Origin of the sequence: Streptomyces sp. NRRL S-920 (assembly GCF_000717945.1) — a bacterium.
GTDB classification, from domain to species: Bacteria; Actinomycetota; Actinomycetes; order Streptomycetales; family Streptomycetaceae; genus Streptomyces; species Streptomyces alboniger.
Window position 1 is genome coordinate 42,637 of record NZ_JODF01000040.1, and the last position, 22,758, is coordinate 65,394.

Genomic DNA, 22,758 nt, shown 5'->3' on the forward strand with positions numbered 1-22,758 from the left:
CCGCATGGCCCAGCACAAGCGCACCACCGCCACCAGACCGGGACGCATACGCCTCGCCGCGGCGACGGCCGTCGCTGCCGCGCTCTCCGGTGGACTGCTCACCGCCACGGCGACCACCGCCACCGCCGCGCCGGCCCCCGCCACACAGCCGGACGAGGCCGACTTCAACGGCGACGGCGTCGCGGACCTCGCCACCTCCGCCCCGAGCGCGTACGTCGGCGGGAAGGCCGAGGCCGGCCAGGTCACCGTGACCTACGGCGGCGCCGAGCGGCACCACACCACGTACAGCCAGAACAGCGCGGGCGTGCCCGGCGACGCCGAGAAGGGCGACAGCTTCGGCGCCGACACCGCGTACGGCGACTTCAACCGCGACGGGTACGACGACCTCGCGGTAGCCGCGTTCGGCGAGGACGTCGGCTCGGACGTCGACGGCGGCACCGTACAGATCCTGTGGGGCTCGAAGAACGGCCTGGCCGGGGGGACCACGCTCAAGGACCCGCGCCCCACCAAGCACGACTTCTTCGGCGGGCCCCTCCAGGCGGGCGACTTCGACGGCGACGGCAAGGACGACCTCGCCCTCGGCGCCCGTTCCGGCACGGCCACCATCGACGTGTACGAGGGCGGCTTCACCCGCGCCGGCGGCACCGGCCGCCACTACACCGTCACGCCGCCCATCCAGAGCGGCACCGACGCGGGCCCGTTCAACCTGCACTCCGGTGACGTCAACGGCGACGGCAAGGACGACCTGATCGTCGACGGCTACTCCGTCGCCGGGGGCGAGAACGCGAACCTCTGGCTGCCCGGCAGCGCGAACGGCGTCACGACGACCGGTGTACAGCGGCTGCCCGGCGGCGTCATCACCGACGTGGGCGACACGGACAGCGACGGCTACGGCGACATCATCATCGGCCTGACCTGGGACGACGGCATCTCCGGCGCGCACAAGGGCGGCACCGTGTACGTCGTGAAGGGCAAGTCCACCGGCCCGTACGGCGGCAGCCAGGTCATCACCCAGGAGTCCGAGGGCGTGCCCGGCAGCGGCGAGACCGGCGACGCGTTCGGCACCGAGCTTGACCTCGGGGACATCAACGGCGACGGCCACCTCGACCTGGTCGTCGGCACCCCCGGCGAGGACCTGGAGGGCGTCAGCGACGCGGGCTCGGTCACCGTCGTCTACGGCGCCGCGGACGGTTCCGGCCTCTCCACCAAGAACGCGGTGCTGCTGAGCCAGAACACCCCGGGCGTCCCGAACGCCAACGAGAAGAACGACTTCTTCGGCTCGGAGGTCCACGTCGACGACCTGAACGACGACGGCCGCGGCGACCTCGCGATCGGCGCGTCCGGCGAGAACGGCTCCAACGGCGCCTTCTACCTCCTGGACTCCAAGACGGACGGCACGCTCTCGGGCACGTCCGGCGTCTACACCTCCACCGTGGGCATCTCGGGCACGGGCACCCCGCGCCTCGGCACCAACTTCGCCGACTGACCGCCCCTCCGCCGCCTCCCCACCGCCTGGCCCGCGCCGTCGAGCGCGGGCCAGCCCCCATCCCTCCAGCCCCTCATCCCCCGGAGCCCCCCGTGCGCATCCGTGCCCTCCTCCTGACCGCGTCCCTGACGACCACGGGCCTGCTGGCCCTTCCCGCCGCGCCGGCCCTCGCCGCGCCCGCGAAGCCCACCGCCGACTTCAACGGCGACGGCTACGCGGACCTGGCCGTCGGCGTGCCGTCCGGCACCGTCAACGGCAAGGCGAGGGCCGGTTACGTGAGCGTCGTCTTCGGCGGCGAGGGCGGGCCGGGCCGAAACGGCGTGCGGCGCATCACGCAGGCCACCGTCGAGGTCCCCGGCACGCCCGAGGCCGGCGACCGCTTCGGTGGCGCGGTCGCCACGGCGTACGTGGACGACGACAAGTACGCCGACCTCGTCATCGGCGCCCCCGGCGAGGACATCGACGCCAAGACGGACGCGGGCTCGGTCACCGTCCTGTACGGCACCGGCGACGGCTTCGCCCTGGCCAACACGGCCGCTCGCGGCGACAAGACCGGTGCCGCCTACGGAAACGCCCTGGCCGCCGCCGACTTCACCGGCGACACGGACGTCGACCTGGCGATCGGCGCCAAGGACAAGGTCGTCGCCAACCTCAACCCGTACGCGGCACGGACCGAGCCCGTGATGGCCTACCCCATGGGCGGCCGCGCCCCCGTCATGACGACCGGCGACTTCAACTCCGACGGCCGTCCCGAGCTGGCCGTGGCCTACTACACGCAGAACCAGCCCCACACCCAGTCCCACGTCCAGCTCTACCGCTACAGCAAGGACGAGGCCCGCTTCGGCCTGACCTGGAGCAGCGACAACAGCGCCGCCAACGCGCTCGCCGTGGGCGACTTCAACGGCGACGGCCTCGACGACCTCGCGCTCGGCAACTGCCGGGAGATCGCCGACGAGAACATCGACGACCCGTGCGGCCCCGAGGAGATCGCCAAGGGCGGCGGCATCCACATCCACTACGGGGGCGGCGACGAGCCCATCTGGCAGGGCCAGACCCTCAACCAGGACACCCCTGGGGTTCCCGGCGTCGCCGAGACGGGTGACGACTTCGGCAACGCCCTCGCCGTCGCGGACATCGACGGCGACGGCAAGGACGACCTGATCGCGGGTGCTCCCGGCGAGGCGATCGGCGGGGCGGCGCGCGCGGGCGCCGTCACGGTCCTCAAGGGCGGTCCGAAGGGCATCCTCGACGCGTCGGGGGCGGCGAGGGCGGTCGCGTACCAGCAGAACTCCCCCGGCATCCGCGGCACCGCCGAGCAGGGCGACGCCTTCGGCGCGGCGCTCGCCACCGCCGACCACAACGGCGACGGCCGCCCGGACCTCTCCGTCGCGGCGCCGGGCGAGAACGCCTCGGCGGGCGGCGTGTGGAACCTGCCCTCCGTCACCGCGGGCGGCTCGGTCGTCACCCCGAACTCCCTCGGCCTGCCCGCGTCTTCGGCCCCGTACGCGTACGGGGCGGTCCTGAGCCGCTGAGCCGCTCAGCCGGTGCGGGCCTCGGGGTTTCCCCTAAGGGTTGTCACAGGTCGGCCGCAAAGCCGCTCTCCTCCCGAGGGGGGACGACCCCGCTCCGTGAGACCAGGTACGTTCGATTCGTGGCTGGATTCAGGATCGGACGCGGCCGGGACAACCGCGCCCCGCAAGCGCGACCGCAACAACAACCGCGGCAGCAGCCGTACGGACAGCAGGCCCCCCAGGGCCAGCAGCAGCCGTACGGCTACCCACCCGTGCCGCCGAGCCCGCAGCAGTACGGCGGTGGCGGCCCCCAGTACGGGGGCGGCGGCCCGCAGCAGCGTGGCGGCGGTGGCGGCCAGCAGTGGCCGCAGGCGGGCGGCGGCGGTCACGGGGAGCCGGAGTACTTCGGCGACCAGGGCCCCGGCCATGGTCCCGGCCCCGGCCCTCAGGGCGGCTACGACCCGTACGCGGCCAACAACCCCGGGCACACCCAGGCCTTCTCCATCGGGGACGACCCCTACAACCAGGGCGACACCTACCGTGCGGGCCAGGCCCCCGCGCCCATCGGCCCGCGCCTGCACTGGAAGGACCTGCTGCGCGGCATCGTGCTGCGCCCGGCGCCGACCTTCCTCCAGATGCGGGACTACGCGATGTGGGCCCCGGCGGTCGTCGTCACGTTCCTCTACGGCCTGCTCGCGATCTTCGGCTTCGACGACGCCCGCTCCGACGCGATCAACGCCACACTCTCGGCGGCGGTCCCGTACGTCCTGACGACCGGCGTCGCGATCACCATCAGCGCGTTCATCCTGGGCGTGGTCACGCACACCCTCGCCCGCCAGCTCGGCGGCGACGGCGCCTGGCAGCCGACGGTCGGCCTCTCCATGCTGATCATGTCGCTGACGGACGCGCCCCGCGTGATCGTGGCGATGTTCCTGGGCGGCGGCCAGCCCTTCGTCCAGCTCCTGGGCTGGGCGACCTGGCTGGCGGCGGGCGCGCTGCTGACGACCATGGTGAGCAAGTCCCACGAGCTGCCGTGGCCGAAGGCGCTGGGAGCGGCCTCGATCCAGCTCCTCGCGATCCTGTCGATCGTCAAGCTGGGCACGTTCTAGCGGCCGGAACGGCCCATGACCATGCGGGAGGGCCCGGCGGACTTGAACGTCCGCCGGGCCCTCCCGCGTAGCTGAACGACCCCGGTCAGGCGTCGAGTACCTGCCCCGCCCGCTTCACGACGGGCGGCTCGACGCTCCAGGGGAAGTTGATCCACTCGTCGGTGCGCTTCCACACGTACTCGCACTTCACGAGCGAGTGCGACTTCTCGTAGATGACGGCGGAGCGCACCTCGGCGACGTGGTCGAGGCAGAAGTCGTGCACGAGCTTCAGCGTCTTGCCGGTGTCGGCGACGTCATCGGCGATGAGCACCTTCTTGTCGGTGAAGTCGATGGCGTTGGGCACGGGCGCGAGCATGACGGGCATCTCAAGAGTCGTCCCGACCCCCGTATAGAACTCCACGTTCACGAGGTGGATGTTCTTGCAGTCGAGCGCGTAGGCGAGCCCACCGGCGACGAAGACACCACCGCGGGCGATGGAGATGATGATGTCGGGCTGGTACCCGTCGTCGGCGATGGTCTGCGCCAGCTCGCGCACGGCGCCGCCGAACTTCTCGTACGTAAGGTTCTCGCGTACGTCACTCATACCGCTGCTCACACCTGCGTCCGATGGAAATTGAGGAAGGACCGGGAGGCGGTCGGCCCGCGCTGCCCCTGGTAACGCGACCCGTACCGCGCCGAGCCGTAGGGCTCCTCGGCGGACGAGGTCAGCCGGAACAGACACAGCTGCCCGATCTTCATGCCCGGCCAGAGCTTGATCGGCAGCGTCGCGAGGTTCGACAGCTCAAGGGTCACGTGCCCGCTGAACCCCGGGTCGATGAACCCGGCGGTGGAGTGCGTGACGAGCCCGAGCCGCCCGAGGCTGGACTTGCCCTCCAGCCGGCTGGCGAGATCGTCGGGGAGGCTGACGACCTCGTACGTCGAGGCGAGCACGAACTCCCCGGGGTGCAGGATGAACGGCTCATCGCCCTCGGGCTCCACGAGCCGCGTCAGATCGGCCTGCTCCACGGAGGGGTCGATGTGGGGGTAGCGGTGGTTCTCGAACACCCGGAAGTAGCGGTCCAGCCGCACGTCGATGCTCGAGGGCTGCACCATGGATTCGTCGTACGGGTCGATCCGCACCCGTCCGGAGTCGATCTCGGCCCGGATGTCCTTGTCTGAGAGAAGCACGCACCGAGGATACGCAGAGCGCGCGGGCCCACCACAATCTCGTCGACCGTGAGGGCGTCGCGCGCTGCCTTCCTGCTTACGGAGTTCCGGGCCCCGCCCTACCGCTTCTGCAAGGTCACCGGCACGGAGTGCCGGAGCCGGGCGCAGCGCGGACACCGGATGAGCCGGCCGGGACCGAGCCGGCCCGCCTGCTGCATCGGGAACGACGCGGTGCTGAACACGTGCCCTTCGGCACATCGGACGACGGTGCGGTCCATCAAGTCCTCGAGTCCCTTCCCCAGAGCCGTATGTGAACTCGTACGCCTGAGGCTCGTTTCCGAGCCGACGACGAATGCCACATTACGGTATGAAAGGGACGCCACTCCAGGCGGCACGACTTAAGCCGCGCCCCTCGGACGGCCCACCCACGGTACGCCCCAACTCCCTCCCACCGCACGGCGCATCCGCCTCCCGGACAGCACGCGGGCCCCGGGGCGAGAGCGCCCGGGGCCCGTGATGAGGTAGAGTGTGCGACGTTACGACACCGCTTCTAGCGGGGCGTTTCGCGGGTGTAGTTTAGTGGTAGAACATCAGCTTCCCAAGCTGAGAGTGCGAGTTCGATTCTCGTCACCCGCTCCACGAAGAAGGCCCAGGTCATTGACCCGGGCCTTTCTGCTGTCCGCTTCCGCTCAGCCGTCGCGTGCCACATCCGTGCCAGATGCTTGATCATCCGGCTTCCGTGCCACAGCCCGGCGGGCCTTCCGAACACTCCGATCGAGCATCCCCGCGACCTCTTGCTGACGCTCCTCCTCGGAGTGCTGATAGATCATCGCCGCCTTCTCGGACGACTGGCCGGCGCGAACCATCGTGTCCTTCAGGGTCGCGCCGGATCGGGTCGACAGGGTGTGCCCGGTGTGGCGGAGATCGTAGAACCGGAAGTTGTCCGGCAGACCGGCGACCGTGCGCGCCCTACGCCAGTACTTGCCGAAGGTGCTCCGGCGGAAGGGCGCTCCCCGATCACCGACGAAGACGAGCCCGTTCGGTCCTTCCTCGGCGAACGACTCCATGTGCCAGCGAACCTCACGCTCCAGGAACGCGGGCAGGTAGATCGTGCGGGTACCGGCGTCCGACTTGGTGTCGCCGGGCGCGCGTCGCCCGTTCGTCCTCTCAGGTTCGGCCGTCCGCACCGTGATGCGCAGAGCGTCGAGGTCGACGTCCCGGCGGCGGAGCCCCGCCAGTTCCTCGGGCCGGGTCGGGCCGTAGGCGCCGAGGTAGACCATGAGGCGCCACCGCATGCCGACCGCTTCGGCGAGGGCATCGACCTGCGCGACGGTGGCCGTAGGCCGTTCCTGTGCCTTCTCCGCACCCGCGCCCTTGATGCGGCACGGGTTGCGGCGGATCAGGTCGTCGTCGACGGCGGTCTCCATGATGGCCTTGAGGAGGCGGTACGCCTTGGCGGTCGCTGTCTTGGCACCGGTACGAAGACGCTCGGTGCGCCAGGTGCGGACGCGGGGCGCGGTGATCTCGTCGAGGTCGTCATCACCGAAGGTCGGGAGGATGTGGCGGTCTAGGAGGTAACGGTACAGGTCGCGCGTGAGCACGCTGAGTTCGCGCTCCTCGACCCACTTGTCTGCGTAGGCGCGAAGGTTGACGGCCCCGGCCTCTGGGTCCCGCCAATCACCTCTGCGGATCTCGGTCTGCTTCTCGGCCAGCCAGTCGTCAGCATCGGCCGACGTCTCGAAGGTGAACGGCGCCGGGCGCATCACGCCGTCCGGCCCCGGATACCGCGCCTGGTAGCGGCCGGACGGCAGCCGCCGAATCGCACCGAAGCGGCGACGCCTCCCCCTGCTGTTCGCCATCAGGCAGCCCTCCCGTAGCGAGCACGGGACCGCTTGATCGGCTCGACGGTGTGGGAGGTGATGAACTCCTCGACCGCGCTTTCCGGGATGCGCACGTGGCGGCCGACCTTCACGTACCGGATGCGGCGCTCCTCGATGAGCCGACGCGGGAAACGGGCGGTCGTGCCGAGCAGCTCGGCGACCTGGTCGACGGAGAGATGGCGCTCAGCCACGGGTGGGCTCCCCTTCGGTTCCGGGGGCGGGTTCGAGGGTTTCGGCAAGCCAGGCTTCGGCGTCGGTGAGGCCGGTTCCGGCGTAGACCCAGTGGGCGAGGACGAGGGTCGTGTCTGGGGCGTCCTGGTCGTCGGTGACGGCTTGGGCCCGGCGCCATTCGGCTCGGGCGTCGCGGAGTGTGCCGAGGGTGACGGAGTAGCGGCGACTCTTCGTGGAGAAGTGGCCTCGGAAGCCGAGCATGTGGGCCCAGGCCCGGAGCCGGAGTTCTTCCAGTTCCTTGCGGGCGCCGAGGGCCCGTGCGGTACGGATCATGCGGCGGGCGTGGTCGCTGATGTCGAGCTGGGCGAGTTCGGCGAGGAACTTGAGGGGACGGTCCAGCGCTCCCGTGGCGGTTTCGGCGCCCTTAGTCGCGTACTTGGCGATGTACGCGGCGACGGCCCGCTCAGACAGCTCCTGACCGCCGTCGAAGCCGACGGACCGGATGGTGCGTACGTCGAGTTGGTGGCCGAAGGTGAAGGCGTGCGCGCGGTTGTCGATGACCGGGCCATCCACACGGGCAGCGGTCGCAGCGGCGCGGATGGCGTCGGTCAACAGCTCGGGGGTTGCCCAGGCCGGGGGCGGGGTGTCGCCGCCGTCCGGGCCGTCGATGCGGATGACCGCGTGGAAGTGGACCGCACCACGTTTCTGGTACTCGGCGACCTTGGCGAAGGAGATCCGTGCGTACTCGCGGAAAGCGCGTTGGGTGAGGCCGGCACGCTTGGCGACCTCCCGGCGGAGGTAGATCGAGAAGCGCCGCCAGAGCAGGCCCGCGTGAGCGTTCCAGAGCACGGCTGCTTCGTAGTCGTAGGTGTCCGGGTCGAGCGGGGTGCCGAGGGCGGTGTCGTCCTGGTCGTGGACGACACCGCAACGGCAAGGGCGGACCGTTCGGGCCGGGCCCGTGGGGCGGTTGTGGACCGGGCCGAAGCCGGGGGCCGTGAAGGTGGCGAAGGCGCGGGGGTGGGCGGCGACGCGCTCGGGGACGCCCTTGCCGCCTCGCAGGCCGGAGGTGATCAGGTGCAAGGTGTCGCGACGGTAGACCTCCGCGCAGGCCGGGCAGCGGGTCGTACGGCGGTTGTTGCAGCGGACCAGGAGGTGACCGGCCGGGAGGGTGGCCGAGTCGAGGTGGCGGAGGACGTTGCCGATCTCGCCAGTCCGGGTGTCGACAGCGTGCTCGGTGCGGTGGCCGTCGAGGCGGATCGGGTGCGTGCAGCCGCCGAGGCCGGAGAGCTGGCGCAGGAGCGCGGGCATGGTGCCAGTTGCGGCCAGTTGACCGAGTTCGCTGAGCGGGGGCGGGGTGGTGCGGGTAATGATGGCTTCTCCTTCTGGCTTCGATCAGGAGGGACAGGGCCCCCGGGGCGGCGGATGCTTGGCGGTATCAGGGCCGTCCCGGGGGCCTGGGTGTGTCTGGAGCCGGGCAGGTCAGTGACGGCGCTGGTCGCGGAGCATCGAGCGGATGACCACGGCACACACCGCGACGGAGGTGGCCGACACGGCGACAGCGGCCAGGAGCGCGGTCAGCACGACGCCGCCGACGAGCACGGCCACGACCGCCCCGCTCGTGATGGAGATCTGAGGCGCGGACCGCCGCACGGGCGTCGGGTCGGCCACCGTGTGGTGGTGGACGGGCGGGGGCGTCGGGCTGTCGGGGTACCTGGGCAGGAACACGGCGAAGGTCTCCTTACCTACTCGTCTAGTCATGTGAGCCGTTTACGACGTCCACGCCGGAGCGCGTGCCGGATTCGATGGCCGGGGCCATGAAGGTGTGCGAGAGCCAGAAGCCGAAGAGGGCGATCACCACGACGATCCAGGTGCGGACGCCGAGGAGCTTGACCGCTCCCCAGGCGAAGAGGCCGAGGACGAACACGAGCGGCAGGCTGACGGTCACGGGAGCGGGTCCTTTCAGCGAACGGGGCAACGGTGGGTACGGGCGGCCAACTCGGCGGCGGCGCGGCTGTCGTAGTCGGCGGAGAAGCCGCAGCGCGGGGCCGTACACGCGGCGGTGTGCTTCTCGCGACCACGGCCGTCGTACGCGGTGCCGACCTGGACGGGACCGATACGGGTGACGGAGCGGAAGCGACGGTTGGCGCTCATGTGGATCTCCCTTCGGGACGTTCCGGGTTTTCAGAGCTGAGCGGCGATGGCGTCGGCCATGGGCATCGGGACGCCGAGACGGGCGCGCAGGGTCGTGGTGTCGATGGCAGTGCCGGTGCGGGCGTGGTGTTCGGTGGCGACTTTGCGGGCGTGGTCGACGAGGGCGGCCGGGAGGGCAACGGTGAGCGGAGGGGTCGAGGTGGGGGCGGACTCGGTGGCCGGGGCCGGTGACGACGAGAGCTCCGGTACGGGATCGGGCGCGTCCTCCTGGTCGTCGATGCCATCGGGGGCTTGCTCCCGGACCTCGTCGGGCGGTGTCGGCGTCGAGTGCGCGAGGAGCGTCCCGCCGAGGAAGGCGACCGCAGGCCAGCCCGCGACGAGGATGCGGAGCCAGGCCGGCACATGATTCATGTCGAGCAGTCCGGCGGTGGCGACGTTCGCGCCGAGGGAAGCCGCGAGCGCGATGACGAACCAGCACCAGCCCGCGGCTTTGGCCTCACCGGTCCGCAGTCGACGCCAGGCGGCGACGAGCAGCAGGTCGACCGAGATCGGATAGGCCCACGCCTTCCACCCGTCCTGTCCAGCCGCCGAGGCGACGTCGTGCAGGTGGGCGAAGGACAAGGCTGCCGCGATGACGGCCTGTACGAGCACCGCATCGATACGGGCGAGTTGGGCGCGCATGGTGCGGCTCCTTCCGGATTCAGGCATGGCAGGGGCAGGGACTTGGCGCGAGACGGTCACGCCGACCGGGGTGCAGGAGAGTGCGGCTAAGCCGGTGATCGGTCGCGGCTGCACGACCGGGGCGGCCGCGGACTCGACCGGCTGCGCGGGCACGGAGGGCCGAAAGGGCTTCAGCGCGGGCAGGTCAGAAACCAGGTGGGCCGACGCGCGACAGGTTTCGGCGGCGTCGGACAGGGAGAGATACGGCGTGCGGATGCGGGACCAGCCGCCCGAGGTGTCACCGGCAACGGCGAGGCCGGGCCGTTCGGCAGGGATAGCACAGGCGGCGGAGACCGCTTCGGGGGCGACATCGCCGAGCGCCATTTTCGCGGAAGCTTCATCGTTCACGCGGTGGCAGACGCGGCCGGTCAACTGGGCCCGGAGCATCGTGGCGCCCTTACCGAGCTCAGCGCCGAACCGCTGCCCGCACACCTCCAGGTAGATGCCGGCCGCGCGATCGAGTTGGGCAAGCCGGATGAGCTGAGTGACCATCTCGTCCCGCCGCTCTTCCTCCTTCTTCGTAGCGACGAGGAAGAGTTCCGCCACTTCGTCGACGAACAGGACGACGGGCACGGGTCGTTCCTGTTCGGGAAGCCCCCAGATGTCGGAGGTGATCTCCTCGTTCGGCGTGCCCGGTGCGATCCTCTGGCGTGCCTTGATCAGGTCGTACCGGTCCTCCATCTCCTTGATGAGCACGGGCAACAACTCGGCAGCCTGCTCGGGATCGGTGGCGAGCGCCGACAGCCGCGAGGCGAAGGGCGCCAGCTCCACACCGCGCTTGCAGTCGATGCCGACCAGGGCGACGGGCTGCGGTGCGAGCCCGGCAACGAGGTGCCGCAGGTACATGGACTTGCCCGACAGGGTGGCGCCCAGGGAGAGGCCGTGCGGCACCACGCGGTAGTCGCGTACGAATGGTGTGGCGTCTTCCCGCAGCGCTACGGGCACTTTCAGGAATCCGCCCACCGCTTTGCGCGGCATACGGACCTCTCGCAGCACGTCATAGCCGACGAGTCGCAGGTCGACCACGCCAGGCTTGACCGTGGTCACGTAGACGGCGTGAACTCCCCAGGCGTGGCGCAGCCGTTCGGCCGAGGCGGCCACGTCGGCGGGTTCCTGGCCCGGTGCGAGCCGCAGACGGAGCCGTAAGCCGGTCGTGGTCGGGCGGATGATTCCGCGCCGAGGCGGTACGGGACGGATCTCCCCACGGGTTGTGGCCTTGACCGCCAGGACACGCAGTCGGGACGGCGTCACGGACAGGCCGCAGGCCTCCATGACCGAGCCGTACGAGCTGAGCAGCCGGGCCGTGGATATCGGCAGGCCGACCGCAGACCAGTAGACCCCGGGGTGCTTGGCCCGGGTGTAGGCAGCCCCGCCGCCGAGTGCGGCGACAGGACCACCCACCTCCAGAAGCGTCGTCAGATCGGTCATCAGGCCGAGGCCCCCATGGCGGCCGGGAAGGCGGCAGGAGTGACGGCGGCACAGCGGTAGGCGATGCCGTGCCGCTGCTGGCCGTTGAAGACGCTCTCCCACGGTCGGGCGACGAGTCCCGGCAGCGAGACCGGCGCACCGAGCGTCAGCCCCTCGGACACTCCGCTCTCCGGGATGGTCACCTTGATCAGGGACGACTCGCCCTCCTCGATGTAGACGACGCCGATCGTCATCAGCGATTCACCGCTGGTGGCGTCCTTGGCGATCTCGCCGGTCTGACGGTCGCGGACCTTGGGCTCGGGCGCCTCAGTGAGCAGGATCGTCGCGGCCGAGGTCTCCACGCGAATGGTTCGCAAGGTTCTCCCCATCTACTCGTCTAGACAAGATGCAGCGTTCGAACCCGATCCCCGGGAACGCCGTCCACTGTGCCACACAACTCGCCAACTCGTCTATACGAGTAGGCCTGTTGGCGTATACGAGTTCGGGGTGCGGACCACCGCACGCCACAGCCGTCAGCCCCTCACGTGGCCGGGAGCTGGTACGACAGGACGTAGGCATCCGCCGCCATGACGGTGTCGCAGACCTCCACGGCCCGTCCTTCGGTGTCGTACGCGGTGCGGACCAGGTGGATCACGGGTACACCGGAGGCCAGCCGGAGCGTCTTCACCTCGGACGGTGCGGGCATTCGGGCCCGGATCTCCTCGTCGAAGTGGTCGAGGTGGTGGCCCAGTTCTTCGAGGCGGGCATAGATGCCGCCGGGACCGGGGTTGGGTTCGGCGATCTGCGTACCACGTGCGATGTCGAGCGGGAGGTACGAGGTGGCGAACTCGACCGGCCGGCCATCGAGCAGGTACCGCCGCCGACGAGCGAGCACCCGCCGCACCGAGCCAAGCCGTGTGGAGATGTCCTGACTGGCCTTCTCCTCCTTGACCTCCAGGCTGTCGACCTGGGGGTGGCTGCCCGCGGCGTCGGCCTCGACGACGAAGGCGGACTTGCCCTGATCACGGTGGCGCCGGGCGAAACGGTCGGAGGCCAGCCGCCGGACAGGCGGCCGGGGCCGTACGAAGACACCCTTGCCATGCTCGGCATGGACCAGGCCCTCGCCCTGCAACACGGAGAAGGAGTTCCGAACGGTCATCCGGGATACGCCGTAGTGCTCGACGAGTTCGGCCTCCGAAGGCAGCTTTTCGCTCTCCTTGAATCGCCCACGGTCGATGGCCTCGCGCAGCTGGTCGGCGATCTGTCGGAAGACCGCACGATCACTCGTGGGGTCGATGTCGCCGAGCAGGCTCGGGAGTGACGTCACGTGTACTCCTTTAGGTATCTAGACGAGTGGGCGAGTGTTGTTGCTACGGTGGAAAGCCTAGCTATCCGAGAGGGTCGAGGACCGTGAGCACTGACCGTCCGCACTCCGTGAGCGTTGCCGGAGTCATCGTCGACGATCAGGATCGTGCCCTCCTGATCAAGCGCCGTGACAACGGCAAGTGGGAACCCCCGGGCGGCATCCTCGAACGCGAGGAAACCATCCCCGACGCCCTGCAACGCGAGGTCCTCGAAGAGACCGGAATCAAGATTGTGCTTCCGGCGACCCTCACAGGCATCTACAAGAACATGGCGGGCTTGATCGTCTCCATGGTCTTCCGCTGCGAGGCCGCCGACGGTACGCCCACGACCGGCGGCGAGACCCGAGCTCTGCGCTGGGCGACCCGCGAAGAAGTCACCGAACTCGCCGACGAGGCCTACGCGATCCGCGTCCTGGACGCACTCGACGCGGCTTCCCCACCGGCCATCCGCGCCCACGACGGCGTGAAACTCGTCTAGCTCGAACCCGCTGCACATGGCGGCCTACCAGCACGAAGGAACTTGTATGCACGAGTATACGAGCACTATCCGAGTCTGGGGCCTCACTTGCCCAGGTTTCCCAGAAGAGGTCAGCAGGGCCCGACGCTGGACGCGGGACATCCTTCGTGACTCGCCCCTGGCGGAGGACGCCGAGTTGATCGTGAGCGAGCTGAGCGCGAACGCGCTCCTGCACACGGCCAGCGGTCACCAGTCGGGCAGCTTCTCCCTGGCCATCGAGGTATCCCCGCAGATGCTCACCCTGTCGGTCACCGACGGCGGAGGCACGGGAACCGCCCCCAAGGTCGAGCACCAGGACGAAGAGGCTGAACACGGCCGGGGCCTGGAGATGGTCAGCGCCATCGCGCACCGCGTCATCGTCAACGACAGCGACCACGGCCACACGGTCACCGCGGCTTTCTTCACCGAGGCCGGCAGGGGAGGCCAACGATGCGGATGACCAAGCTCCGACGCGGCTACTGGTGCGAGTGCTGGACGGAGCCCACCGCCACGGACGGCCGTGCGGGGCCCCAGCTACGAGCATCCTTCGACGCCTACTCTGCACCGCAGGCGGATCGGTGGGTAGCGGTGGCCCTCCGCACGATCTCCCCTGCACTGAACACTCACGCTTCAGGCGAAGCCTGGGAGTGGCTGTACGAGGGCCGCGTCCGCACCCGCAGAGCCCTTCTCCAGATGCAGCCCTGCACGGTCTCAGTGACTCACTCGGACACACGCATCACCTGGACGATACGACCAGCCCTCTTCCTACCCCTCGCACACCGCCAAGCGGCAAAACTCCCGGCCTGCGCCCACGACTTCAAGCCTCGGCAGACCGGCTGAGTTACAACTTTCTCTACTGGTTCAAGAGCCCGCGCACGGCGCGGGCGCGCGCCGCCTCTGCGGCGCGGCCTGCCTCCTGTCTGCGCCCCGGCTGGCCGCGCCCGGCGGCGCGCTACGTGCATGCGGGCAGAAGCGAGGAAGTCACCCGCAGGTCAAAGACATGCCTCCGGCGGGGGCGCTCAGGCTCCGAGATGGCAGGGGCGCCGTTTGCGAGTGCCGGCCGTGAGTGGCTGGTGCGGGGGCTCCCATCCCGTCTGCCGTCGACCCAGGCAGAGCCGAGCAGCCGTGGCTCAGGGCGTCAAGGTCGTTCGTACAGTGGCGCGCTCCACCTTGACGCCCTGAGCCACGCCCGCTCCACGGTGTGTGGGTCGACGGCAGACGGGATGGGAGCTGGGGAAGGTTGCTGTTGAAAAATGGGCTCTCTGTCAGCCCATCTGGCTACCATGCACGGCGTGGCGGCATCGAGACCCAAAATGCTTGCTCAGCTACCGAGTGCGCTCGATGGCGCTTTGCTTGCCCATTGAGGCATCACCGCTGCTGTATCGAAAGATTATTCCATGCCTTCAATGCCTCTACAACATCGCCACCAAATACGATGGAGGCGCCAGGCGCTTCTGCCTGCTGAAGCATCGCAAAAAAGACGTCCGCGAAGGGCTGTTCAAGCATAGAGTTCTTCACTTCCTCGACCGCTGAAACGTTCCCCTGAATCAACTGTCCGTTGAAATCGCGCAACATGGACTTATTTCTAATAAACGCGGATGCGCGGCCTCGCTCTAGGGAGATCCGTGAAAGGCCAAAAACCTCAATTGTCGCCATACCTTTCGGGGACCTTGGGATGTACTTGCCCGTGGTGAAGACCAGTCTGATGTGGTCATACGGGTCTTCGCGCGTGGGGTCAATCAAAAGAGGATCACCGCAACTATCGCACGGATACTGGTCCCTCTTCTTGTTGCTGTTGCAGTGGGAGCATGCAAGTAGGTGGTTCATCCATTCGAATGCCCGGTGTGGATTTCTCGACAACGGTTCAAAGTGATCAATGTCTGTTCCGAGGCTGTCCCCGCAGTACATACATCTGTGGACGCCGGGCGCCATGCGTTCGAGTAGTCCGAGGATATCTCTTCGAAGGGTTCGCGCTCCCTTCCATTGCGACCGGGTAAAATCTACTGTGGGGTTGTTGCCTAAGTTTTTCGTTTTCCGGTCTAGGCGCGCGAGAAGCGAAGCATCTGCACTGACGCGATCTAGTTTAATCATCGCTATTAACCAGCCTCGCGGCCACCTCATCAACACGCGCACTGAGAGAGCTCTGCAATTTGTGAGAAAGGGCTTCAAATTGCTTCACTTCTGATTCTGTCGCTTCCCCTGAGAGCACCTTCTCTTCCAATCCCACAAGGTCGCGACGGGCTTCCTCAGCCCGTTTCGAATATGGGCTATCGAGGCCGAAGAGAGACGACAAGGCTGCATCGTCACCGCTGCCGTACACGATGCGTTGATGCAATTCAGCATCAACGATCTGTGCCGGGGCATCCTCGTCTGGCCCAGGCAGGCGAATCAGCCCGGCAGGGTCAGCGGCTTGGCAGATGTATGGGCTATGAGTTGTGACGATGAACTGAATTTTAGGGAAGTGATCCTTTAGCCATTCACCTACACGCATCTGCCAACTGACATGAAGATGTGCGTCGATTTCGTCAATCAACACGACCCCCGCCAGGTCAATTGAAAGTCCATTATCGTGCTGCGTCACGTTGAGATCGCCGTAGTGCGCGAATAGGTGGCGCACAAGATCCAATACGAGGGCAGACACGGTTCTGTATCCGTCGCTCATCTCGCGAAGGGGGAAGCTTTGACCGCCTCGATTAACCCAAAGGCCGCCTGAGTTAACCTCCTCAACCGTGCAGCCGTCAGGCAGCAGGCCTTCGCTCAAGAGATTTAGGACTGTTTCCAGGACCGATTCGGCTTCTGTGTCGCCTTCTAGACGCCGTAGGTGCAGTCCTACTAGCCAGGCGACTCCTTCTGCCAGTGATGCATCCTCATTGAATAGTGTAGAGAAGCGGTTAGCCCTTTCCAATACGTCGGACTTTTCACGAATGTCTGCCATCTCTCGAGAGAGGCGCCTGAATGCCCCATACCCGGCGGCAAATAGAGCATCTGTGACCGGAGTGGGTTGCGCTTCTTCCTCATCATCATCGAGTCGAGGGGAAATCATCACTTCCATCCACTCGGACTGAACGTATGAGCGAATGCCGCCTTTCGACTTTGCTTCCCGTGGGATGGGGAGCTTGATTTCTACTTCAGCGTGAATCCCTGGACTGGCTGGCTTATTTGAGAATACGACAGACTCAGCCTCGTCTGCATCAAGATACAACTGTGCAGCGATCAAGCCATCTTTTTGGTCACTCGAACGCCATGTAGCGTAATTGGGTGCCATTGTCTGAGCGACTTTGGATCCACCTAGCGTCAGTGCGATCGCACGCAGGATTGAAGTTTTCCCAGACCCATTGCGCCCCGCAATGACCGTCCATCCGGCATAGCTGCCATCTGGGCGAAGGAAGTCGAGCTCAACCGTGCGATTTCCGAAGAAGCCTCGAATTTCGGTAATCTTCACGCGCGCTAGGTACATTCTTTACTCCGTTGATTGCAGCTTAGGCTGATTCTAAGGCGGTGCATCGTCTGTGCGGACGTGACACCAGCGGCCGACTGTCCGTCGCGGAAAGTGACGGCAGCGCTGACGGCAACGACGGCGGACGGCAGCGACACTCGGCGACCCGGCACGGTGGCGGCACGGGACGATCTGACCGCCCCACCATGGCATGCCCGCATCTTCCAAGCGCCGCGTCTGGGCCGTCCCTGGGCCGTGCGAAGCCGACGAACGCTGACAGTCGGCACCCACAGGTGACCACCTCCACCCCGCTGTGGCCTGGGCTCCCCGAGTTGATCTGCGACACTGGACGGGTTATGCCGAAGCCCGGAGAACTGAGCTCACGCCCTCCGAGAACCGGATAGTGACCCGTCTGCCTTCCTGCTCGGACCCGTGCCAGAACCGTGCCAGGTTAGCCGGGGAACCACGGGGAATGGCGGGCACGAAGTCGGCCGCGCCGAGGGGTCGTCAGAGTGCTCAGCCGCAGGCCAGAAACCCAACTCCCCCTAGATCACCCGAGCTTCCCAAGCTGAGAGTGCGAGTTCGATTCTCGTCACCCGCTCTTGAATTGAGGCCCAGGTCAGCGACCTGGGTCTTTTTGTTGTGTCGGTCGCCCGGCGGCTGGGGGCGTGTCTGGGTCGGCTGGGGGCCGGGGCAGGGTTCGGAGTTTGGTTACCGGGGACAGGGCCAGGGCGATGAGTACCGCCGCCGAGGCTGTCGCCACGCGGCCCCGGCGCGTCCGGTGCCGGATGTCGTCCGTGGCGCTGAGCGCGGCCCGTCCACGGAGGGACGGCAGCCGGACGTGAGTAGCGCGGCAGCGGGGCGTTAGTGGTGGGCGGCAGGGTTGGGGATGGCAGCGGGGCAGTTGGTCGCTCGGGTCTGCCTCTCGTTCTATCTCTCAGGGGAAGTCCCATGCGTACGTTCCGCAGCCGCACCACCGTTCTCGCCGCCGCCGGCGCCACCGCGGCGCTCGCGCTGTCGCTCACCGCCTGTGGTGGCGGTTCGGGGGTCAAGGCGTCCGGGACGGGCGGGCATGGCGGGTCCGACGGGACCGTTGCCGTTTCCTCGTCCAAGTCGCCGGGCGCGTCCGCGTCGTCCGAGGCGGGCGCCTCGGCCGCGAAGAGCGGCGGCAGCAAGGCCTCCCCCGCCTCCGATGCCACGGGTACCGCCCCCGTCTGCGCCGCCAAGGACCTCTCCATCAGCGCCGCCCGCCACAACGGCCCGCCCTACACCCACATCGTCCTGACCGCGAAGAACACCTCGGGGCACAGCTGCAAGATGACCGGCTATCCGGAGATCCAGTTCCTGGAGAGCCACCGCGAGAACGTGCCGCCCGTCGCCAAGAGCAAGCCCGCCGCGCCCGTCGTCCTCAAGGCGGGGGCCCCGGCGTACGCGCTGGTCAGGCTGTCGGACGGGGGTACCGACGAGGACACCGAGATCGTCAACGGCTTCTCCGTGACGCTCCAGGGCGGGGGCGGCATGGCTGCCGTCACCGCTCCGGGCAAGGGTGGCATCGCCGTGGACCCGGCCAAGTGGGCCACCGGGTACTGGACTTACGAGCTGCGTAATGGCGCCGACGACTTCTGAGCCGTTGCGAGTGTCTGAGTAAGCAGGGGGGCGGGCGTCGTCAGCGTGCCCCGGTGGGCTCCGCGTGGGGTGCGGGGCGAGGGGCCGGTGACGTCGGCGGCAGTGCGGCGGCGGGGATGGGCGCCCTGAGGCCCGTGGCCAGGTGGGCGAGGATGCGGCGGGAGGCGTGGCCGTCTCCGAAGGGGTTCTCGGCGGTCGCCATCCGCGTGTACGCCTCGGGGTCGTCCAGCAGTCTCGTCGCCGCGTCCACGATCGCGCGGGGTTCGGTGCCCACCAGTTGCGCGGCGCCTGCCTCCACCGCCTCCGTCCGTTCCGTGGCCGTGCGCAGGATCAGGGCCGGTTTGCCCAGGGCCGGCGCTTCCTCCTGGACACCGCCCGAGTCCGTCATGACGAGGTCACAGGCGGCGAGGCTCGCGGAGAAGTCGGGATAGTCCAGGGGCTTCACCACGCGGATGCGCGGGTGCGCGGCGAGCGCGGGGAGCAGAACCTCGCGGACCGCGGGACTCTTGTGGAGAGGGAGCAGGATCTCGACGTCCTCCCGGTCGGCGAGAGTCCGTACCGCACCCGCCATGTCGCGCATGGTCCCGCCGTGGCTCTCCCTGCGGTGCAGGGTGAGCAGGATGCGCCGCAGCGACGTGGTGAAGTGGCTGCGGCCTGTTCCCGTGGCGAGCACCCACAGCAGGTTGTCGACAACGGTGTTGCCGGTGACGAACACCGCGCGCTCCGGTACGCCCTCGGATCTCAGGTGGGCGGCAGCACCCGCGGTGGGCGCGAAGTGCCAGCGCGCCATACGGGCGATGAGGATGCGGTTCAGCTCCTCCGGAAAGGGGTTGTCCAGCATGCCCGTACGCAGCCCGGCCTCTACGTGCGCGACGGGCACCCGTTCGTAGAAGGCGGCCAGGGCGCCGGTCAGCGCCGTCGTCGTGTCGCCCTGGACGACGACGAGGTCGGGACGCCGCTCCCGGATCACCGTGCCCAGGCCGTCGACCAACCGGGCGGTGAGGGTGGACAGTTGCTGGCGTTCCCGCATGACGTCGAGGTCGGTGCGGTCACCCGTCCGGAGAAGGTCCAGCATCTGGTGGAGCATCTCGCGGTGCTGCCCGGTGGTCACCACGAGCGGCTCGAACAGCGGGGAGGCGGTTATGGCGCGGGCCACGGGCGCCAGCTTGACGGCTTCCGGCCGGGTGCCGAGGACGAGCATGGCTCGCACGGGCGTGCCCGTCATGACAGGCGCATCGCTCACGTCCGAGAGCCCATGTCCGCGGGCGCCCGCGGGTCCGCCGCCGCCACCAGGGGCTCCTCCTGGGAACGCTCGGTCTTGGCCCACCCCCTGCGCAGCGTGATCATGCGGCCCACGGCTCGCCATGCGGCGATGAAACTGACGTACACCCACAGCACCAGGGCGTGGGAGTAGACCAGCGTCTTCCACAGGGGTTGGTCGCCCGTGCGCCGCCAGTAGACGGCCGCCACGGCCAGGTGCCCGGCGAAGGCCAGCGCGTAGCAGCCCAGGCCGCTCAGCGCCTGGAGCCACAACGGCCCCACCGGGAGGGCGAACAGCCCCGGCCCGTGCCCCTGTACGAGGCGCAGGAGCAGGTACTGCTGGACGACGGACCAGGGCAGGGTGATCAGGTAGGGGATCAGGAGGTATCCCGTGAGTTCGATACGGGTCCCGCGCCGGATGCCGGGGGCGGTCCACAGCTGGGGAAGGCGCGCGAGGGCCGTCATGTGGCCCTGGTGCCAGCGGGTGCGCTGGCGCAGCAGGCGGCGAGGGCTGGTCAGCCCCTGCTGGGAGACGTAGGCGCCCGTCGTGGACGTCACCGTCCAGCCGTGCACCGCGAGGCTGATGCCCAGGTCGAGGTCCTCGGTCAGGGAGGACGACCACGGCTGCTCGCCCACGCTGTCCAGCGCGGACAGGCGGGTGAACTGGCCGTTGCCTCCCATGCTCACCGACCCCGTGGCCACCCGGCCGAACTGGCTGATCGCGCTCAGCCCCCAGAACTCGAAGTCCTGGAACCGGAGGGCGACATGGCCGCGGTCACGGATCCGCACCGCCAGCTGCGCGCCACCGACCTCCGGCGCCTCGAACAGCGCCGCCACGCGGGCGGTGGCCCCCGGCGTCAGCCGGCCGTCCGCGTCGAGCACGCACACCAGGACGCGCGCCGGATCGAGGCCCTCGTCCCGCACCCGGTGGCGCACGTGCCGAAGACCGGTGTTGAGAGCGGCTCCCTTTCCGCGCCGGGCCTCGGGCAGCGCCCGCCGCATCACCTCGATACGGCCCGCACCCGCGGCTTGTGCCAGTGCGGCCGTACGGTCGTCGCTGCCGTCGTCGATCACCACGGCCCGGACGCCGGGCTGGAGGCCGAGCAGGCAACGTACGGTGTTGCCGATGACCCGCTCCTCATTCAGGCAGGGGATCAGGACGAACACCGTCCAATGGCCGGGCGGCGCCACCGGCACTCCGCCACTCAACGCGAGCTGCCCGCGCAGCGATGCGCCGCCGCGGCGGGCGAACAGGATGCCGCTGATGATCACGGGGCCGTTGTAGACCAACGTGACCGCCATGATGAGGAAAGCAACGTCGCGCACGACGGCATCCAACGAGTCCACAACACGCCCTTCAGCCCGCCGAGGCGCTCATGATCCCGCACTCCAGGTGACCGAGCAAACACCTAGCGTGCCTGGAGGGCGGTGCGGCTGACGCGGCCTAATCGGTGGTGTTGCCGTTGCCCCCGCCGCGACGGCTCATTTTGGTGGCCGACGCGGCCAACTCCGCCGCGGCAGTCGTGGCCTTGGCCACGCCGTGGACCCAGCGCGGGCCGCCCCGCGCGGCCCACACGACGGCCCCGAGGCCCGCCGCCGCGATCAGCACCCCCATGCAGAGCAGCAACACCATCATCGACATCCCCACCCCACCTGGCCTGGCCTTCATCGGGCCCTACGTACGGGCCCCGATCCTCTCAGACCTGTGGGCAGAGCTTCACTCCGCGGCGGCCGCCATGGCCGATTCGGTGCCCGCCTCCGGGGGCGAGCATCCCAGTCGTCGCACGGATCGGGACGGATTCCGTGAACCCTGGCAACATCGTCACCATTACCGAACCGGCGGTAGCACGGACGAGGGGCGGGCGGCTATGACCCAAGGGGTGGAAGGCTTGCTGTTAGGCGGCCGCTTCCGGTTGTCGCACGTCCTGGGCACGGGTGGCTTCGGCCGGGTCTGGGCGGCCAAGGACATCGCCAGACGCGAGGCGCGCAACGCGGCAAAGCTCCGGGACCACCCGCACATTGTCAGCGTCCACGACGTCGTCATCGTGGATGAGGCGCCCTGGATCGTGATGCAGCTGGTGACCGGTGGCACCCTCCAGGAACACCTCGTGAAGAAGAAGCGCCTGTCGGTGGGCAGTACCGGGCGCATCGCCGACGCACTCCTGCAAGCCCTCGAAGCGGCCCACCAGCGGGGCATCGTCCACCGGGACGTGAAGCCCGCCAACGTCATGGTGACAGCCGACCGCACCATCCTGCTCACCGACTTCGGCATCGCGACCAGCCGGGGCGACTCCACGCTCACCGCGACCGGCATGGTCATCGGCTCCCTCCCCTACCTCTCCCCACCGCCACCGAGGCCCTCGAACTGCTCAACTCATCGGCCCGGAAGACCAAGCAGTACAGCAAGTCGCAGCTCAGGCCACTCCCCGAACCAGAGGCACCGCGCGACAGGGGGCAGGCCCCTCCCGCTGCTGCGGCATTCGTTCCCGCCTCCAAGGAGCCCTCAAAGGAACCGTCAAAGGAACCGTCAGAGGAACCCTCAGAGGAGAGCGAGTGGGAGAGCGGCCTGCTTGCCCTCGGTGCAGTCCTCCTCGGCCTGTTTCTCTTGCTGTACGTGACTGAAGAATCCTTCGCGAACTGGGTGGTCAGCGGCGGCGTCCACGGCGACGTGTCCTCCGCCCGGGAAGGCGACTGCGTCCACGAAACCAACGGCCATACGACCAACGACCGCGACGACCCACCGTTCGCCGAGTGGGAATGGGTCAAGGTCCCCTGCTGGTCCGCCGCCACCAAGTACCGGGTGGTCCCCCGACCCAGCCACGGGTGCCCCGTGTACTTGCCCTCAGATCCCGAGAATCTCTGCATCAACGTCTGATCCGCCGGCGCCGTGGCCTCCGCCCAGGAAGGCGCCCGCGCCCCCGGGTAGGGTTGGCCGATCCCGTGGCTCGTCCCGGGCACGGGGAACAAAAGGGGATCGGCCACCGCGAGCGGTGAC

25 protein-coding genes, 1 tRNA gene and 2 pseudogenes are annotated in these 22,758 nt (G+C 68.6%); 10 read left to right on the forward strand and 18 right to left on the reverse strand.

Going from position 1 to position 22,758, the window contains the following annotated elements; genetic code table 11:
* The first annotated feature begins 4 nt into the window (after positions 1 to 4).
* The 3 genes from IG54_RS0125480 (at position 5) to IG54_RS0125490 (ending at position 4,106) form a co-directional block, all read left to right on the forward strand.
* Positions 5 to 1,486, forward strand: coding sequence for an FG-GAP repeat protein (locus IG54_RS0125480; protein ID WP_078594480.1), 1,482 nt, complete (start codon positions 5 to 7; stop codon positions 1,484 to 1,486).
* Positions 1,487 to 1,578: 92 nt separating this feature from the next.
* The gene (locus IG54_RS0125485; protein ID WP_030788941.1) at positions 1,579 to 3,018 is read left to right on the forward strand and encodes an FG-GAP-like repeat-containing protein; all 1,440 of its coding nucleotides are present in this window, start codon (positions 1,579 to 1,581) and stop codon (positions 3,016 to 3,018) included.
* 119 nt (positions 3,019 to 3,137) lie between these two features.
* Positions 3,138 to 4,106, forward strand: coding sequence for a Yip1 family protein (locus tag IG54_RS0125490; protein WP_030788944.1), 969 nt, complete (start codon positions 3,138 to 3,140; stop codon positions 4,104 to 4,106).
* Positions 4,107 to 4,191: 85 nt separating this feature from the next.
* On the opposite strand, the gene IG54_RS0125495 is transcribed toward IG54_RS0125490, so the two are convergent.
* Positions 4,192 to 4,689 (reverse strand): phosphoribosyltransferase, encoded by a 498-nt coding sequence (locus tag IG54_RS0125495; RefSeq protein WP_030788947.1) that lies wholly within the window; start codon positions 4,687 to 4,689, stop codon positions 4,192 to 4,194.
* Positions 4,690 to 4,697: 8 nt separating this feature from the next.
* Entirely contained in the window at positions 4,698 to 5,273 is a 576-nt protein-coding gene (gene dcd, locus IG54_RS0125500) for a dCTP deaminase (protein WP_030788950.1), read from the reverse strand.
* A gap of 544 nt (positions 5,274 to 5,817) precedes the next feature.
* Between dcd and IG54_RS0125510 the strand changes: the two genes are divergently transcribed.
* Positions 5,818 to 5,891 (forward strand) — tRNA-Gly (locus tag IG54_RS0125510).
* A gap of 50 nt (positions 5,892 to 5,941) precedes the next feature.
* Here the strand turns inward: IG54_RS0125510 and IG54_RS0125515 are convergent.
* The 10 genes and pseudogenes from IG54_RS0125515 to IG54_RS0125555 form a co-directional block, all read right to left on the reverse strand.
* Positions 5,942 to 7,111, reverse strand: a complete 1,170-nt coding sequence (locus IG54_RS0125515; protein ID WP_030788953.1) for a tyrosine-type recombinase/integrase — start codon at positions 7,109 to 7,111, stop codon at positions 5,942 to 5,944.
* A complete protein-coding gene (locus IG54_RS0125520) occupies positions 7,111 to 7,323 on the reverse strand; it encodes an excisionase family DNA-binding protein (RefSeq protein WP_030788957.1) in 213 nt (70 codons plus the stop codon). Before IG54_RS0125520 ends, IG54_RS0125515 begins: the two co-directional genes overlap by 1 nt.
* Positions 7,316 to 8,611 (reverse strand): replication initiator, encoded by a 1,296-nt coding sequence (locus IG54_RS0125525; protein ID WP_030788960.1) that lies wholly within the window; start codon positions 8,609 to 8,611, stop codon positions 7,316 to 7,318. Before IG54_RS0125525 ends, IG54_RS0125520 begins: the two co-directional genes overlap by 8 nt.
* A gap of 171 nt (positions 8,612 to 8,782) precedes the next feature.
* Positions 8,783 to 9,028, reverse strand: a complete 246-nt coding sequence (locus IG54_RS0125530; RefSeq protein WP_030788963.1) for a hypothetical protein — start codon at positions 9,026 to 9,028, stop codon at positions 8,783 to 8,785.
* A gap of 25 nt (positions 9,029 to 9,053) precedes the next feature.
* Positions 9,054 to 9,248 carry a hypothetical protein gene (locus IG54_RS0125535; protein ID WP_030788966.1) on the reverse strand — a complete coding sequence of 65 codons (195 nt, stop codon included), beginning with the start codon at positions 9,246 to 9,248 and terminating at the stop codon, positions 9,054 to 9,056.
* Positions 9,249 to 9,262: 14 nt separating this feature from the next.
* A complete protein-coding gene (locus tag IG54_RS0125540) occupies positions 9,263 to 9,454 on the reverse strand; it encodes a mobile element transfer protein (protein WP_030788970.1) in 192 nt (63 codons plus the stop codon).
* A gap of 30 nt (positions 9,455 to 9,484) precedes the next feature.
* Positions 9,485 to 10,162, reverse strand: a complete 678-nt coding sequence (locus IG54_RS43485) for a DUF2637 domain-containing protein (protein ID WP_324615430.1) — start codon at positions 10,160 to 10,162, stop codon at positions 9,485 to 9,487.
* A gap of 66 nt (positions 10,163 to 10,228) precedes the next feature.
* Positions 10,229 to 11,602: pseudogene (locus IG54_RS43085) on the reverse strand (FtsK/SpoIIIE domain-containing protein); the annotation flags it as partial.
* Positions 11,602 to 11,958, reverse strand: coding sequence for a hypothetical protein (locus IG54_RS0125550; protein ID WP_030788974.1), 357 nt, complete (start codon positions 11,956 to 11,958; stop codon positions 11,602 to 11,604). The pseudogene IG54_RS43085 and the gene IG54_RS0125550, both read right to left, overlap by 1 nt.
* A 164-nt stretch (positions 11,959 to 12,122) precedes the next feature.
* Entirely contained in the window at positions 12,123 to 12,908 is a 786-nt protein-coding gene (locus IG54_RS0125555) for a GntR family transcriptional regulator (protein WP_030788977.1), read from the reverse strand.
* A gap of 107 nt (positions 12,909 to 13,015) precedes the next feature.
* Here IG54_RS0125555 and IG54_RS0125560 point away from each other — a divergent pair, with 107 nt between their 5' ends.
* Genes IG54_RS0125560 through IG54_RS43090 form a run of 3 tightly spaced genes read left to right on the forward strand, consistent with a single transcriptional unit; the run spans position 13,016 to position 14,281 of the window.
* Positions 13,016 to 13,423, forward strand: a complete 408-nt coding sequence (locus IG54_RS0125560) for an NUDIX hydrolase (RefSeq protein ID WP_030788979.1) — start codon at positions 13,016 to 13,018, stop codon at positions 13,421 to 13,423.
* Positions 13,424 to 13,469: 46 nt separating this feature from the next.
* Entirely contained in the window at positions 13,470 to 13,901 is a 432-nt protein-coding gene (locus tag IG54_RS0125565; RefSeq protein ID WP_030788981.1) for an ATP-binding protein, read from the forward strand.
* Positions 13,898 to 14,281 carry a hypothetical protein gene (locus IG54_RS43090; protein WP_420712282.1) on the forward strand — a complete coding sequence of 128 codons (384 nt, stop codon included), beginning with the start codon at positions 13,898 to 13,900 and terminating at the stop codon, positions 14,279 to 14,281. Before IG54_RS0125565 ends, IG54_RS43090 begins: the two co-directional genes overlap by 4 nt.
* 528 nt (positions 14,282 to 14,809) lie before the next feature.
* Here IG54_RS43090 and IG54_RS43095 read toward each other — a convergent pair.
* From IG54_RS43095 to IG54_RS43100, 3 genes and pseudogenes are all read right to left on the reverse strand, one after another.
* Positions 14,810 to 15,016 (reverse strand): hypothetical protein, encoded by a 207-nt coding sequence (locus IG54_RS43095; RefSeq protein ID WP_234336342.1) that lies wholly within the window; start codon positions 15,014 to 15,016, stop codon positions 14,810 to 14,812.
* A gap of 216 nt (positions 15,017 to 15,232) precedes the next feature.
* Positions 15,233 to 15,562: pseudogene (locus tag IG54_RS43850) on the reverse strand (HNH endonuclease); the annotation flags it as partial.
* Positions 15,525 to 16,883: an AAA family ATPase gene (locus tag IG54_RS43100; protein WP_234336343.1), complete on the reverse strand. Its 1,359-nt coding sequence runs from the start codon at positions 16,881 to 16,883 to the stop codon at positions 15,525 to 15,527. The gene IG54_RS43100 and the pseudogene IG54_RS43850, both read right to left, overlap by 38 nt.
* Positions 16,884 to 17,828: 945 nt before the next feature.
* Here IG54_RS43100 and IG54_RS0125570 point away from each other — a divergent pair.
* Positions 17,829 to 18,503 carry a DUF4232 domain-containing protein gene (locus tag IG54_RS0125570; protein ID WP_030788983.1) on the forward strand — a complete coding sequence of 225 codons (675 nt, stop codon included), beginning with the start codon at positions 17,829 to 17,831 and terminating at the stop codon, positions 18,501 to 18,503.
* 40 nt (positions 18,504 to 18,543) lie between these two features.
* On the opposite strand, the gene wecB is transcribed toward IG54_RS0125570, so the two are convergent.
* The 3 genes from wecB to IG54_RS0125585 form a co-directional block, all read right to left on the reverse strand.
* On the reverse strand, positions 18,544 to 19,746 hold the full coding sequence (gene wecB, locus IG54_RS0125575) for a non-hydrolyzing UDP-N-acetylglucosamine 2-epimerase (RefSeq protein WP_234336344.1): 1,203 nt from the start codon (positions 19,744 to 19,746) through the stop codon (positions 18,544 to 18,546).
* Positions 19,743 to 21,089: a glycosyltransferase gene (locus IG54_RS0125580; RefSeq protein ID WP_158708927.1), complete on the reverse strand. Its 1,347-nt coding sequence runs from the start codon at positions 21,087 to 21,089 to the stop codon at positions 19,743 to 19,745. The genes wecB and IG54_RS0125580 overlap by 4 nt, the downstream gene beginning before the upstream one ends.
* Before the next feature lie 118 nt (positions 21,090 to 21,207).
* Positions 21,208 to 21,432, reverse strand: a complete 225-nt coding sequence (locus IG54_RS0125585) for a hypothetical protein (RefSeq protein WP_234336345.1) — start codon at positions 21,430 to 21,432, stop codon at positions 21,208 to 21,210.
* A gap of 199 nt (positions 21,433 to 21,631) precedes the next feature.
* Here IG54_RS0125585 and IG54_RS43855 point away from each other — a divergent pair, with 199 nt between their 5' ends.
* Positions 21,632 to 22,381: a serine/threonine-protein kinase gene (locus IG54_RS43855; RefSeq protein ID WP_420712280.1), complete on the forward strand. Its 750-nt coding sequence runs from the start codon at positions 21,632 to 21,634 to the stop codon at positions 22,379 to 22,381.
* On the forward strand, positions 22,378 to 22,638 hold the full coding sequence (locus IG54_RS0125600) for a hypothetical protein (RefSeq protein WP_158708928.1): 261 nt from the start codon (positions 22,378 to 22,380) through the stop codon (positions 22,636 to 22,638). The genes IG54_RS43855 and IG54_RS0125600 overlap by 4 nt, the downstream gene beginning before the upstream one ends.
* Positions 22,639 to 22,758: the final 120 nt, after the last annotated feature.